Consider the following 15,072-nt stretch of genomic DNA (forward strand, 5'->3'; position numbering starts at 1 on the left):
GTCTCTCAACAGCGCGGTGCGCAACACCGAGCGGTCCTTGTGCATTGCACAGCGATGTGTTTGCACCTGCTCTCGCCACGAAATGCTCGGCGGGACGTACAAGACTCGCTTTCCTATGTCTACGCATCCAATTTGGTGGTGGCTACAGCAGTGTAGCGGTCGATGTTTGGAGATGCGCATGGCCCTGCCATTTTGCATGCTCTCCTGACCTCCGACGGCTCCTTTTCTTCGTATGTCTGATTCCAAAGCGGCTACATCACCCGCTGCTGCATCCACTAACCCAACCCCTTCGTTTCTCGCGCTCACGCCGCTGTTTCTGTTCCTGGCGCTGTTCTTCGGCGTGGGGCTGATCAACACCATCAATGGCGTAGACCGCCCGTTCTCGCAGCTGGAGCCCGTAGTGGCCGTGCTGCCCGCACTGGTGCTCTCGGTGCTGCTGGGCGCTGCCTCTGTGAAAGAGAACATGCGTACGCTGCTGCGGGGTATTGGGGATGAGACGATCATCACCATGTCGATAATCTTCCTGCTCGCCGGGGCGTTTGCCACGGTCATGGAGGCCATTGGCGGCGTCGAAGCGACGGTCAACCTGGGCCTTTCGTTCTTGCCATCGGCCTTCATCCTGCCGGGACTGTTCGTCACCTCCGCGTTCATTTCGCTGTCTATGGGCACCTCAATGGGCACGCTGGCCGCGGTGGCGCCCATTGCCGTGGGCGTAAGCGGATCGACCGAGCTCTCGGCTGCCGTCACGCTGGGGGCGGTGGTGGGCGGCGCCATGTTTGGCGATAACCTGTCGATTATTTCGGATACGACGATTGCCGCTACCCGCACGCAAGGGTGCAGCATGACCGATAAGTTTCGCGCGAACCTGTGGATTGCCGTTCCGGCGGCGGTCCTCACCACCGCGCTGCTCTTCTTCATGCACACCGGCACGCCCGAAGCCACCGACGGCAGCATTAACGTGATGCTGGTGCTGCCGTATCTGCTGGTGTTGGGGCTGGCGGTGGCCGGGATGGATGTGCTGGTGGTGCTGGGTGCAGGCATCGTGCTGGCCGGAGCCACCGGCATTGCCGCGACCGACTACAGCCTTACGCCGTTTGCGGCAGACATTTATGCCGGGTTTGAAAGCATGTTTGGCATCATGATCCTGGCGATGTTCATCGGCGGGATGGGCGAGCTGATTCGCAAGCAGGGCGGACTCGCGTGGCTCGCGCAGGCCATTCAGCGCGCCACATCGGCCTTGCGCCTGAAGGGCCGCCGGGCGGGCGAGGCGGGCATCGGCGCCATGGCCGCCTTTAGCGATGTGCTCATCGCCAATAACACCGTAGCGATCCTGCTCTCGGGCACCGTAGCGCGCGACCTGGCCCAGCGCTACGACATCGACGCGCCCCGCAGTGCCAGCCTGCTCGACATTTTCGCGTGCGTGATGCAGGGGGTGCTTCCGTATGGCGGACAGATTCTGCTGGCAGCTTCGCTCGCAGAAATGGCCCCCACGGCGCTCGTGGGAGCCATTCACTACTGCTGGATCTTGCTGGCGGTGGCCATTGTGAGCATCACGTTTCAGGTGGCACGCGGACCGGGTGTTACAACGGGCGCAGCATCCGTGGGTACGTCGGCGGCCGATGCGGCGGCCACATCGTAGCGGACGCTACACGTACTCGTCGAGCTGGTGCGCATGCAGGTACTGCACCACGTTCTTCACCTGCTGCGTGCTTTCGCGATTGCTAACGAGCACCGCATCCCCGCTATCCACCACGACCGCGTCGTGAATGCCCACGAGCACAATGAGGCGGTCGTCGGTCTGTACGTAGCAGCGGCTGGAGTCGTGCATGATGACCTCGCCCTGAATGGCGTTGCCGTGCTCGTCTTTGTCGCTTAGCTCGTACACCGCGCGCCAGTCGCCCACATCGCTCCATCCAAACGAGCCGGGCACCACTTTCACGGTTTCGGCCTGCTCCATCACCCCATAGTCGATGGACACGCTGGGCGCATTCTGAAAGGCCTCCTCCAGCGGCTCGGCGGCTTCGCTTTCGAGCGCCTGCGCAACGGGCGCAAATGCTTCGTCAAGGTCGGGCAGATGCGCAGCGATCTCGTCTAAGATGGTATCGGCGCGCCAGATGAACATGCCGCTGTTCCAGAGGAAGTCCCCCGAATCCAGAAAGCGCTCGGCAGTAGCCACATCCGGCTTTTCAGCAAACGTACGCACTGGATAGGCATCCGGCGGGTTATCGGGCGAGATGGGCGGCAGGTCGGCGGGGCCGTCGTACTGAATGTAGCCGTAGCCGGTCTCGGGATGCGTGGGCTGGATGCCGATGGTGACGAGCGTGCCCGGCGTCTGCGCGGTGTCAATCGCCGTCTTGAGCACGGTGTGGAAGCTACGCACGTCGCGAATGATGTGGTCGGCCGGCAGGACGACCATGGTAGCCTCGGGGTCGTCGGCCTTGATCTTGTGGGCGGCGTAGGCGATGCAGGGCGCCGTATTGCGGCTTACCGGCTCCGCCAGAATGTTCTCGGCAGGCACCGCCGGAAGCTGCTCCTTGACCTGCTCTACGTAGCGCTCGTGCGTGACGATGAGGCAGCGCTCGGGCGGGATGATGCCGTTGAGACGCGCTACGGTATTTTGGATCAGCGTGGCATCTCCAAAGACATTAAGGAACTGCTTAGGGCGTTCCTGGCGGCTTTCGGGCCAGAAGCGGCTTCCGATGCCACCGGCCATAATCACAGCATAGGTCATAGGCGATCACATAAACACAAGTCAAGAAAGAAGCGGAGGCGTTACCTGTCGGGGAGCACTGGGCAACACAAGGGCTAAGGTAGGAAACAACGCGTCCAGATGCAGCCCCCGTATGCTAAGGGATGAAAAAGATGGAAGCAACGATGCGTCACAGAAAACGGAGGCACGAGACTATCGAATCACGACCACCTTGCCGACATCGCCCTCGTGCGTACCGTTTTCGGTGTCCATGCGCACGCGGTACAGATATACGCCTGTAGCTACACGATCGCCATCGGCATCGCGCCCGTTCCATCGGAATTGATTCCAACCGATGGCATTCGGACTGTCCTGAAGCTCGCGCACGAGTCGTCCCGACACGGTGTAGATGCGCAAGCGCACGTTGCGAGGGGGGGGCGTGCCGCCCTGCACGCGGTACGCGAACTGCGTATGCTCTACCATCGGGTTCGGATACGGGTAGAGCGCAGCAATCGTCTGATCTTGCTCCACACGCACATGCGTCTGATACGGCTCGGCCAGCTCGTTCCCGCTGGCGTCTTCGGCCTCCACCCGGATCGTATAGGTGCTGTCGCGGCCCGAAAAGTCGGGCTCGTAGAGCACACGTGCTTCCGGCTGCTCCTCGGTTGCAGGTTCAAACGAGAGTGCGGGATTGGCGTACGGCACGCGGTTATCGTCCAGGTACACATCGACGAGCGATGTATCGGCCAGGGGGAGGTACGGGTTTTCGTCTTCCACCAGAATCTCGAAGGAGGGTGCGGTGGATACGTACGGCAGCGCCGGGTCGGTGAGGTCCACAAGTGGTTCGCGATTCGGAGGGAGTTCGCGCCCCTCGGCCAACACGCGCACCGAGGGCTGCCCGGCATCGGTAGTGACGGTGAGCGGGCGCGCGGCGGTGTTGTTGGCCCGGATGCGTTCGCGGGGATCGGCCTGCTGGGCCTGCGCGCGAATCGTGTTTGCGCCGCTGCGGTCGCGCGTGCCAACGGTCACCGTGCTTTCGTGGGTAGCATCGGGGGCCAGCGCGCCCACGGTGTCGGCAGCCACGGTGGTTGACACGTTGCTGGCGTCGTTCAGATCGTACACGATGCGCGTCTCAGGTGCTGCAATCGCCCCCCAGTTCACCACGCGGGTGGTGAGCGAGAGATCGGCGCCTTCCTGCAGCGTGTCGGGGCTGGCGGTTAACGGGGTTGGATCCAGAATGAGCTCAGGCACGCCGGTGTAGTCGACGTGCCACGACCGAAGTTGAGGCGGCACACGATCGGTCTCGTTGCGCAGGGTTGCTTCCAGAAAGATGCGAGGATGCGCATCGGCATCAATGGCATTGAGAGGGGCGGTGTCGCTGAGTGCCTCCAGATCGCTCACGAGGAGCGTGGAGTCGGCAGCCGAGCGTACGTTAATCTGCAGCGATGCAGCATCAGTATCATCGGTGGCCGTCCATTCCAGGGCGTCCCAGCTTGAGGCGGGCCCGATGGCCTGTGTGGTGAGTGCCCCTTCAGCCCGTGAAAACGTAAGGTCATGTTCGTAGCCGTTGATGTTGCGCTCGTCGGGCGGGGCGCTGGGGTCGGTAACGATTTCCTCAGTCGCGTCCGGATTGCCCTTCTGTGCTTTCATCGCCCACACATCCACGTACGAGAGGTCATCCACGAGTGTGCTATGCGGCTCGGAGGCGCTGGGTGTGGTGCCCAGGTTGCGAATCAGGTCTTTGACGGATTCAGGAATGGTGGGACCGCTCTCGCGAGCCAGATGGCGGGTTCGGAAGAATACGTAGTCGCCTTCTTGGGCTACGTTGTCCAGAAACTCGCCCATGGCCTCAATGGCCTCTTCCTGTTCGCCATTTTCGCCAACGAACTGGTCGCGTAAGTCATAGGTGGGGAATGACTGGGCATCGCGCACCTCGCCGGTGGTACCATCCATCACCAAGATGCCAAATCCAAATGCGAGGTAGACATAGTTGGCAGATCCGTTAATAACGAATCCGTACACATTTTCGCCCTGCCCGCGCTCGGAGTAGATGGATACGTTGCTCGTGAACGTGTCGAAGGCCCACTGTTCGGTATCGGGACTGTAGTTAAGCGCATCGGTGTTGGTGCGTGTCCAGAGCGGGCCGCGCTGGCTCCAGACCGACGCGGGGCGCTCGGTATCGACCACAAAGCGGCTCTCTGACCATGTGACGGCTGACTCGCCCGCAATGCGAGCGCGCCAGTAGTAGACGGCTTCGTCGGAGAGCGGCTGCGGCGGCGTCCACTCCACAAGTGCGCCCTCTACGGTGGGGGTATGGGTTTGCAGGGCGGGCGAGTCGAACGTGGTGCTGGTGTCGACCTGTACCTCCAGCGGGAGTGGTGCATCAAAATCGCCCTGGCGCACCAGGTTGAGGCGCATCGTGGGCGTGCGCGTGGAGACGGTGTGCTGGTCGATCGGCGATATGAGGGTCACATTCGTATCAAAGACGACCTGTTCGCGGGTAGCGGTATTGTTCGATTCGACCGCTTCGTCGTATGCATTTTCAGGGTCAATGCGTGCAGTAAAGGTATTGGTGCCGATGCTGGCACCGTCGAGCTCGAACGTGAACGATTCGTAGCGCTCCACGGCAAAGCGCGGAACGCGGCGCTCGCGGGTGGTGGTCGTGCCATCGGGGCGGGTCCACTCCAGTGCTACGGTGGCGCTGTCGTGTGCTACGAGGCCCCGGTTACGCAGGCGGAGTTCTACCGTGAGGTCGTCGTCGGGGGTGGGAGACGCAGGTTCGATGCGAATAGCATCGGCGGTGAGGTGAAAGTCGGGCTTCCCGGCAATAGCGATTTCGGTGGCGGGGTCGCCCAGCAGGCTGTATTGCAGCAGGTGGCGCCGGTACGTATTGCTGCTTCCGAAGCGGTCGGCAACATTGGCCTTCGCGTCTTGGATAGCGGAGCCCAGCACGCGTACCGTATCCCGAAAAACGCGGTCGATGAGCTCGTCGTTGAGGCGTGCTGAGGGAATGCGGTTGCCCAGTGCCGAGGTGCCCCAGTGCGCAATGCCGCCGTTCTCAGAACCGCTAATCGGCGTGCCGTCGCCCTGTAGCGAGCCAACGACCAGCTGTTCGCCAAGCGAAGGGGCGCTGGCCACCTCGAAGCGCCCGCCTGCGAACGACCCGGTGCGGCACCCGAGCGATACCACCACAGGCAACCGACCGGCGTTGTTAAACTGCTCGGGTGGGTCGGTCACGATCTCCCAGGTCTGGGCGGCAGAGTGGCCAAAGTAGTTGAGCCACCCGGCCCCGCGCTGCAGACTGGTCGCGAGCGAGTCTTGAAGCGAGCTGTCGAGGGCATCGTCAACGCGCTTGTAGTAGCGGGTGGTATCCATCCCCGCCACGTAAAGCGAATCTTCAGTGCCGGTGGCCCATTCGCCCCAGCGATCGGAGTAAAACTGTAGCGACTGCTGCTCGGATGAGTTGGTGCCACCCGCCAGCAGCATCATGCGCTGTTGCCACAGGTCGAGCGGGGCGGTTTCGTAGGTTTCGAGCTTGTCGAGGAAGAGCTCGCCCTGTGCATTGGTGCGCACCGGGATGCGGCCGACCGCCATAAACTCGCTCCAGTCGCCCGCACCGTCTTGTTGCATGGCAAACCAGCCATCGGACGGCGAATAGCCAAACGACGGGATGCTCCAGTCCGGGGTCCGATCTACGATATTGTTAGTGTAAATAGGATGCTGCGCATCCCCCCAGAGGCTCAAGAACTGCGGGGCGGTATTCCATTCGCGCGTGTGATGGGCAAAGCGGCGCAGTGCGACTGGGCTCGGGCGTCCGTAATCGAACGCATCAAAAATGTCGTGCAGGGGAACGACCACAACGTCATAGCCGCCCTGTGTGCGTCGATAGTCAGCCATGGCCTGGCCGCTTTCTTCGAGGGCGGGCGGCACCACGAGCACGTAGTCAGCAGCATGCACGTTTGGATTGGTCCAATCGGTGCCGGTGTGCGGTCGAAGTTGGGTGGGTGTTTTGTAGCCCGATGCGCCCGCAACCCAGTAGGCGGCCTGGGCCTCCGCGTTGTTAAGCGACAGGTCGTCATCGCCATTGGTTGTTGCCTTTTGACCGGTATCGGGACTGTACGCAACCGGTGTACCGGTATGACCGGTTAGGGGGAGCGTGTACGACCCGGAGTTGGGAAGCACCAGGCGCTGCCAGTCTCCCGAGCGGGCACGAAGCGTGCGGGTGTAATCGGCAGCAATCCAGTCGAGGAGTACGTAGTTGGGCGTGCTGGCCGGAGGCGGGCATCCGCTGTCAAATCCATCGTTGTATGAGGTGATGCGCAGGTCTAAGCCATCGTTGGGGATGCGGTCCGGATCCACAGTGGTCTCAAACGTGCGGCGCGACACCCCTTGCCATGATTGCGTACCCAGCGATTCGAACGAAGCGCTGCCGCCTGTGCCCAAGCGCGCCTCTACCTCTACGCGATGGCATGAGTTGGTCTCCGCATCGAAGCGTAGGCGCAGGTCAAGAGGTGTAGCGGCGTTCTCGTCGCGACGACCAACCGAAAGCGTATGCGTGAAGGTGCGCGGTGCGGTGTTGTTATGCGAAAAGCGGTGCCAGTAGTAGCCTTCGGATTCGGTGTAGAGCGGGCTCCCATTCTCGTTGGGGCGGCCAAAGTAGTAGCGCGTATCGCGTTCGGCCCAGGCGGTGTCGCGCAAGGCCGTGGTCGGCGACACGTTATTTGTATTGGCGGATGCATAGCGCCGCCCGTTGTCCGTTTGGTTCCAGGTGAGCCAGTAGGTGGTCGTGTCAGTGTAAAGGCTCCGGTGGGTACTACTCTGCCAGGTAGGCTCGTCGTTGTAGGCCCAGGTTTCATCGGTGCCGCGGTTGCGGGTGCCTACGAACACGATTTCGTCGTTCGAGGCAAGGGCGCCAGTGGCAGACACATCGATGGGGACTTCCTGTCCGCGCTCGAAAAGCTGAAGTGTAGCCGGGTCGATGCTGGACAGTGAGGTGCCATTGGGGAGCGCATTGGCGATCTCGCTTCCAGATACGCGGTAGATGCCGTCTTCAACCACATCAATTTTTACATAGGGCGCGCCCTCAACATACCAGGAGGCATCGTAGTCGAGCCCGTTTTGGGCGTAGACATCCGCTGAGCACAGAACGCCAACCAGCCACAACCCAACAAACAGCGGACGGAAGCGAAACAAAGACACAGGCATGGGACACGAAGGATGACGCAAGGAGAGTCCGTGCAGCGGCAGGCTACTAATGCTCGACGGGGCGCAATGTCATGATGAGGCCCAGTGCCGCTTCGCATTTTGATACAGATTGATGGTGCGCGTTACAAACGTATCGTAACTGAACCGGTTGTGCAACCGCTTGCGATCGGCAGGAGTGGGGCCAAGGGACTGGCCCTGCTGAAGCGCACGAGTCATGCGAAGCAGTGCGCGCTGCAGAGCCGCCATAGAGCGTGGAGGCACCATCTGGCCCTGCACGTTAGAGAGTACGTACTCGGGGCCGCCGCATCGGGTTGCGAGTACGGCGCACCCACAGGCAAGGGCTTCGACCACGGGGATTCCAAACGTTTCGTAGTGGCTGGCCAGCACGTAGCCATGGGCCTGTTGAAGCACCTTACGCACGCCCTTCGGAGGCAGCGTCCCATGAAACTGCACCTGCTTACGAAGGCCCAGATCGCGTGCCAGGGCCTGCAGGCGCGTTCGTTCCGGGCCATCGCCCACCACGTGCAGGCGTACGTCGAGGCCATGCGTTCTAACACCGGCTATCGCCCGAAGCAAGGGGGCCGTTCCTTTCAGGGGAACCAGGCGTCCTACACTTGCCCACACGACCGGCGGCGGCGCAGGGCGTGCAGCGGGCGGCGAGAAAAAAGAAAGATCGATCGGGTTTGGAAGGAGGCGAATGGGGCGAGATGTCCCCGTCATGTAGGGGCGTATTGCAGTGCGTAGCGCTGGACTGACAGCCGCCACGGCATCCGCCTGGTTGAGCGCAGTGCGGGCCCAGTAGCGCTGTTCAGACGTGAGCGCATCCCGCATGAATCCGCTGAAGTGCTCCGTGAGAGCCATCGGGCGGTTCCACCGGCGGGCCAGATGGGCAGCAGCGGCCCCGGCCCACTGCGCACTAAGCGCGTGAATGACATCAGGGCGTCCGTAAGAGTCGGCATAGCGCTCCGCCAGGCACAGTGCAGCGCGGATACACAGGGCGTAGCTGCCAGGTGCATTCGAGAGCATGTTCCAGCCGTGCCGACGTAGCACCGGCAGGCCATGCTCAAGGTGCCAGCGCGTCTGAAAGCGGTGCGTAGCCAGGGCCTCTCTTGACAGACCGCGCAGGCTGTGGTGCTCAGGGTACACAACGCCAATGCGATGCCCCGCGTCACGAAGTGCGCAGAGCTGCTGATAGAAGTATGCTCCGTTACGTGGCGCATGCGCAGTTGGAAACCAGGATGGAAGGACCAGCACATGCATGGTGCGGGAGCACAGAGCGTTAGGTTATGAACGGGTGGGTACCGATGGAGGAGCACTGGGCGTATTCATGATGAGGCGGCGTAGCTGCGAGGCCGACGCGTCTGGGTGGCGGCACTGCTCTTCAACGTGCTGAATATGCATGTCGAGTTCAGCGCGGCTGTATGGCATGGCACCCTCTACCCCTAAGATAGAGGGATGCGCGGTGTCAGACGTTGCCTCGCCGGGCATCGCCAGTGCCTCGGTCATCTTCTCGCCCGGACGCCGCCCGGTGTGTTCGATCATCGCGTCGGTGGGCTGATTCGGGTACCAGCGCCGTACAAGTTGCTCGGCCAGATCCTGAATACGCACCGGCTCGCCCATCCGGAACAGGTACACCGGGTGCGAGTCGAGCAGCAGCGTGTGCATAATCAGGCTGCACGCCTCGGTGGCGCTCATGAAGTAGCGCTCCATATCTGGGTGCGTAACAGGGATCGGCTTGCCCGCAGCCAGGCATCGCTCAAAGCGCGGAACCACGCTGCCCCGGCTGCCAAAGACGTTGCCAAAACGCACAATGCTGCGTGATACGGGCGACTGAGCAGCCCGCACGTACCACTCGGCCAGCCGCTTGGTTGCACCAAGTACGCTGGTCGGTTGCACGGCCTTATCGGTAGATACAAACAGAAACTGCCCGGTCTGATGCTCTTCGCAGAGCCGGAGCAGCTGCATGGTCGCCTGCGTGTTGTTGCCAAAGGCCTCAGCGGGGTGCCGCTCCATCATAGGCACATGCTTGTACGCAGCGGTATGGATTACCACGTCGGGGGTGGTCTGGCGGAAGATGCGGTGCATGGTTTCGGGCGTGCGCACATCGGCCAGGCGCAGGTCGAGTGCGTTTTCGGGCAGGGTGGGAGCATCCAGCGTATGGCGCAGCCGGTACAGATTGTACTCGCTCATATCCACGCCGACGAGTCGGAACGGATGCAAGTGTGCTAACTGTGCCATCAGTTCGCTTCCAATGGAGCCCCCGGCACCAGTGACGAGCACGGTGCGGTCGGCCAAGGCATTGCGCAGCTCCTGCGTGTTGATGACGGGAGGCTCGCGGTCGACCACATCGTACAGCGTCATCGGTGCGGGATGTGGAGTAGGCGGGGCAGGCGTGTGCCGATGCTCCCACGCCAAACGCGCTAAGGCCCGGCTTCCCAATACGCCCCCGGTGGCCATGAGGGTATGGAGCGCCAGTACGCCCCGAGGGAGCATCTGCGTAGGATCCCAGAAGTATGCGAGCGCCGTGGCCACCAGCACCGCCCCCACCATACCTCCGCCCATGCGTATGAAGCGATGCAGGTGGATGTCGCGCGCCAACACCTGATAGGCCCCTGTTGCCCACAGGCTTAGCAGCATGGCGCCAAGCGTAACGGCAGCAGGAGACTGCAGCAGCGTAACTCCCGGTACAGGCTGGCTCATCAGTATGGCGGCCCCCCAGAGACTGAGTGCCACAAGTGTGGTATCCAAAAAGAGCCAGACTACAATACCGGCCCTGCGAGGCAGATCTGGAAGGCGATGCAAGCCAAAGTCGAGTCGATCTGTAGGCACGAGCAGAGGGGCAAGTCAACTAATGAACACGACGAGGGTGGGCAAACGAATCGTTGCCGGTGGGGGCGACACCAGCAACATACAACATAGCACGATGCCTTTCATCCTGAATCCATGTCCGACATATTCATGGTATCGATTCAGGGCTCAATCAAACAAGACTTTCAAGAAGCGTCCGGTAACGGGTCATGTGCAGGGCGCGGTCAAAGCGGGTGTGAGCAAGGCGTCGAGCGTTGCGTTGCCACGATGCCTGGCGTTCAGGGGGGGCATCGATCGCAGCGGCTACACATGAAGCCAGCGCCTCTGAATTTTCGGGGGGCACGTACCATCCGCATCCCCCCGACTCAACGAGCCGTTTCGTCCATCCCGGATTCGTAACAACCACGGGCGTTCCGGCAGCCAGGCTGTCCATCAGCTTCGACGGGGCATTCGCGCGTAGCACGGGGCGGTCGATGAATGAGGTAATGGAGAGCGATGCATGCTTGAAGAGCGCCAGCGTATGCGGATACGGCTGTGGCGGCAGCATGCGCACGTTGGGGAGACGGGCTGCGGCGGCTTCAACAGTGGGTTGGTGGTAGCCGCTCCCCACGAATCCCCACACAATATCGGATCGGTGGCGCAGGCGGCGGGCGGCATCGAGCAGCGTGGGGATAGCGTTGGCGCGACCCAGCGAGCCCGCATACAGGACGAGGTGCTGCCCAGCGTCCAGCGGACAAAGCTTTTTGGCTTCTTGAAGCGGTGCCTGCCGCAGCAGCGATAGGTCGGTGCCGTATGGATTGAGGTACACCCGGTCGTGTCCGGCACGGCAGCGCACATGGCGGGCCATGTCGGGCGAGAGCGCGACGATGTGCGCGGCACTGCGGTAGAGGCGTTGCTCCAGCGCATAGAGCGCGCGCTGCGCCCAGGATGACGGCACTGCCCCCATCTGGATGGGAAAGTCAGGCCACAGGTCGCGCACCTCGAACACCCACGGCACGCCGTGCCAGCGGGCCAGTACCCCCGCTACCATGGGCACCGAAAGCGGCGTTGACGATGCCACAATGAGATCGGGGGGCGATAGCCGAAGTCCGTTCCATCCAGCTCGTACAGCATATTGAGCATAGACCTGCAGACGCTCGCGCGTCGTCATCGCGTTGCGGTAGGGCACCTGGAGTGTCTTCAGCGACACGCCGCTCGGCACCCACTCAAACTGATGCGTAATGCGGCGCTCTTTTCCAGTCTGCGTCGTGATCACGGTCACATCGTGGTGCCCCGCCAGCGCCTGCACCAACGCGTATGGACGGCCCGCAGTGGGGCCGTCGGGCGTGTGGTAGTACTGCAACAGCACCAAAATGTGCATGCGGGAGGCGGAGGAAAGCCAGTAAACGACTACGAAACCACGCGCGCCGGAACGCCGACAACTGTGGCGCCCGGCGGAACATCTTTCGTGACCACGGCGCCTGCTCCTACAGTAGCACCAGCGCCTACGCGGCACTGCGGGAGCACCACGCTTCCGGCGCCAAGCCGGGCAGCCGTTCCAACATGCACGTGCCCCGAGATGCGCACGCCTGGATGGAGCGTTGCAAACGGTTCCAGCACGGCATCGTGACCCAGCGTGCACTGCGCATCAACGATGGTGTGCGTTCGTAGCGTAACGTTCTCCATCAGCACGCTTCCGGCGTACAAAATCGTGCCTTCGGCGACAGAGGCCGTGCGCGGCACATGCACTGACGGGTCCACGAGAACGCCTGCTGGAGCACAACCGGGAGGTATCTGCGTAGCAACACGCTGCCGAACGTCACTGTGTCCAACTGCAATGACGTATGCCACCTCCGGGTATGCATCGAGCCAGTCGCATCCCCCCAGAACGGGAACGGAGCGCACATGTGAGTTGCGGCGGGCCGGATCGTCATCAAGCAGGCCGCGGAGGGTCCACATTGGATCGCTGGATGCCGCATTGATGCGCTCTACCAGCGCGACCGTCTCGCACCCCAAATCGCCTGCACCAATAATAACAAGCGGGTTCACGGGACAAGGTGTTACGAGGAAGAAGTAGGCGATTGCGCGAACGCGTCGTTAGCACCGGTCGGGCCGTACACCCCCGTCCCGCGCCACAGCACCCGTGGGGTGTGCAGCAGAATCTTCGCATCCACCCAAGGCGACTGGTGCTTCACATACCAGACGTCCAGCCGGATACGCTCGGGCCACGACAGGGCGTTGCGCCCGTGAATCTGGGCCCAGCCCGTCAGCCCCGGCTTCACCTGCAGGCGCGTGCGCTCAAACGCACCATAGCGGCGAACCTGGTTGAGTAGTGTAGGACGCGGGCCGATGACGCCCATGTCGCCGCGCACGATATTCCACAGCTGCGGAAGCTCATCCAGCGCCCAGCGTCGCAAGAAGCCGCCGGTGCGGGTGCAGTGCGCGCCGGGTCGCTCCGGATCTTTAGGTCCAAGGCAGAGCGTGCGAAACTTGTAGATGCGGAAGGGCTGTCCGTTCTTCCCTGCACGCTGCTGTGTAAAGACAACCGGACGCCCGTCAATCAGGGCAATGGCCCCCGCAATGAGCGCCAGTAGCGGACTCAACACCACCAGCGCCCCAGCAGCCAGGAGGCGTTCGGCAATCGACTTACAGGTGGCGTAACTCATGAGGTGGAAAGCGGCATTGTGTTGGATTCAGGCGCGCATGTCGGCAGGTGTGTACGTAGCGCATCCACCACACGACGGATCTGCGTTTCGGTGATCTCTGCGAAGAACGGAAGCGCCAGGGTTCGTGCCGCCACCGATTCGCAGTGCGGAAACGCGCCTTCTCGAAACCCGAAGCGCTCGCGGTAGAGCGGCTGCAGGTGGATGGCCGGGAAGTAGGGCGCACAGCCGATACCGTCGGCTTGAAGCGCATCACAAAGCGCATCGCGATGCGTGCGCGTCCACGGCGCGGGCAGTTCGATGACGTACACGAACCAGCTGCGTTTGGCGTTCGCCAGGGTCTGAGAGGGACGTCGGAGCGTGTTGGAAAGAGGAGCCAGCGCTTCGTGGTAGCGGGTGGATGCGCAGGCACGTGCCTTCAGGATATCATCGAGGCGGTCGAGTTGGGCCGCGCCCAGGGCGGCATTCAGTTCGCTGAGGCGATAGTTGTAGCCCAGGCGCACGTGGCGCATCTGTCCCCGCGTAGCGCGCCCTTGATTGCGGAGCGAGCGGCAGGTTTCGGCCAGTGCGGCATCGTTGGTGGTGATGCAGCCGCCCTCGCCGGTGGTAATCTGCTTATTCGGGTAGAAGCCAAAGCCTGCGGCATCCCCCCAGGCCCCGATCGGCGTGCCGCCAATGGATGCGCCCAGCGCCTCGCACGAGTCGGCGATTAACGCCAGGTTGTGCGCATCAGCAATTTCGCGTAGGCGGGGCCACGGCGCCGGGCGTCCGAACACGTCGACTGCGAGGATGGCGCAGGTGTCGGGCGTGATGGCTGCTTCTATGCGTGCCGGATCGATGTTGTAGGTGGCGGGGTCGATGTCGACAAACTGCGGGGTAAGTCCCTCATACACCAGCACGTTTGCCGAGGCCACAAAGCTATATGGCGTGGTGATGACCGTGCCGCTTTCGGGCAGGTTGAGCGCCCGTACAATGCAATGCAACGCAGCAGTACCGCTGCTTACGCCCACAGCATGATCTACGCCGCAATGCTCCGCCATTTTGGCTTCGAAGCGCTCCAGCGCAGGCCCCATCGATAAGCGTGTAGACTGCATGACGGATGCCACGGCCTCGCGCTCGTGCGCGGTGATGCTGGGCTGCGAGAGCGGAATGGGAGCAGGCGCGGACATGCCGGAGTCCGAAATTGGTGCGAGGGGATGAACAATGTGCGGCATCCAATATACATGACGTGGCTGCACAAGTGCTACCGGGACGTTGGCCCATGCTGATGCGATGCGATCGCTGATGCGAAACACGAAGCGAAAATTGCACAAATACGCAGCTGGCCCCCATCTATCGCATGCTATTGCGCGTGTTCTACCATTGTGCCATTGCACTTGCCCGTTGTATCGTGCAGATTAGAGTCAGAATGCTACTGAAGATGTGGGGCGTACTACATTCCCGCAATACAGAAACGGGTAGCGGTTCAATGCTAAGTGATGTAGGAAACATGACAGTAGCCGGAGACTGGGAGCGCCGACTGGCGCGGACGTCTCCGGCGCGGACGAACGGAGGACCGTTCGCTCCAGTCAACGTTTTTATCAGAAGGCTATCACTTAAGGTCTATCCACTACCCAGAAACGTATAAGAAGAAATCGAATCTGTAAGTGTCTCTGCTGTATGTTGGCTTCGATGCCCTATCATTATGTCCCCGTTTGCATCGGAGCGTGGCTTTGTGGCAGTGGCGTT

General features: G+C 62.0%; 9 protein-coding genes. 1 reads left to right on the forward strand and 8 read right to left on the reverse strand.

Annotated elements, in window-relative coordinates; all coding sequences use genetic code 11:
- Nucleotides 1–232 precede the first annotated feature (232 nt).
- Nucleotides 233–1,639 (forward strand): Na+/H+ antiporter NhaC family protein, encoded by a 1,407-nt coding sequence (locus CRI93_RS10485; RefSeq protein WP_098062590.1) that lies wholly within the window; start codon nt 233–235, stop codon nt 1,637–1,639.
- 6 nt (nt 1,640–1,645) lie between these two features.
- Here the strand turns inward: CRI93_RS10485 and CRI93_RS10490 are convergent, their stop codons facing one another.
- The 8 genes from CRI93_RS10490 to CRI93_RS10525 all read right to left on the reverse strand — a co-directional run bounded on the left by CRI93_RS10490 (nt 1,646) and on the right by CRI93_RS10525 (nt 14,513).
- On the reverse strand, nt 1,646–2,731 hold the full coding sequence (locus tag CRI93_RS10490) for a mannose-1-phosphate guanylyltransferase (protein WP_098062591.1): 1,086 nt from the start codon (nt 2,729–2,731) through the stop codon (nt 1,646–1,648).
- Nucleotides 2,732–2,902: 171 nt separating this feature from the next.
- The gene (locus tag CRI93_RS10495; protein WP_098062592.1) at nt 2,903–7,894 is read right to left on the reverse strand and encodes a C25 family cysteine peptidase; all 4,992 of its coding nucleotides are present in this window, start codon (nt 7,892–7,894) and stop codon (nt 2,903–2,905) included.
- A gap of 69 nt (nt 7,895–7,963) precedes the next feature.
- A complete protein-coding gene (locus tag CRI93_RS10500) occupies nt 7,964–9,154 on the reverse strand; it encodes a glycosyltransferase (RefSeq protein WP_098062593.1) in 1,191 nt (396 codons plus the stop codon).
- A gap of 24 nt (nt 9,155–9,178) precedes the next feature.
- The gene (locus tag CRI93_RS10505) at nt 9,179–10,723 is read right to left on the reverse strand and encodes a polysaccharide biosynthesis protein (protein WP_141491664.1); all 1,545 of its coding nucleotides are present in this window, start codon (nt 10,721–10,723) and stop codon (nt 9,179–9,181) included.
- A gap of 151 nt (nt 10,724–10,874) precedes the next feature.
- Nucleotides 10,875–12,062 (reverse strand): glycosyltransferase family 4 protein, encoded by a 1,188-nt coding sequence (locus CRI93_RS10510; RefSeq protein WP_098062595.1) that lies wholly within the window; start codon nt 12,060–12,062, stop codon nt 10,875–10,877.
- A gap of 29 nt (nt 12,063–12,091) precedes the next feature.
- Complete coding sequence (locus tag CRI93_RS10515; RefSeq protein WP_176521827.1) at nt 12,092–12,730, reverse strand: NeuD/PglB/VioB family sugar acetyltransferase; 639 nt, start codon at nt 12,728–12,730, stop codon at nt 12,092–12,094.
- A gap of 11 nt (nt 12,731–12,741) precedes the next feature.
- On the reverse strand, nt 12,742–13,347 hold the full coding sequence (locus CRI93_RS10520) for a sugar transferase (RefSeq protein ID WP_098062597.1): 606 nt from the start codon (nt 13,345–13,347) through the stop codon (nt 12,742–12,744).
- The gene (locus CRI93_RS10525; RefSeq protein ID WP_098062598.1) at nt 13,344–14,513 is read right to left on the reverse strand and encodes a DegT/DnrJ/EryC1/StrS family aminotransferase; all 1,170 of its coding nucleotides are present in this window, start codon (nt 14,511–14,513) and stop codon (nt 13,344–13,346) included. Before CRI93_RS10525 ends, CRI93_RS10520 begins: the two co-directional genes overlap by 4 nt.
- Nucleotides 14,514–15,072 lie beyond the last annotated feature (559 nt).

It is taken from the genome of Longimonas halophila (assembly GCF_002554705.1).
Lineage (GTDB): Bacteria > Bacteroidota > Rhodothermia > Rhodothermales > Salinibacteraceae > Longimonas > Longimonas halophila.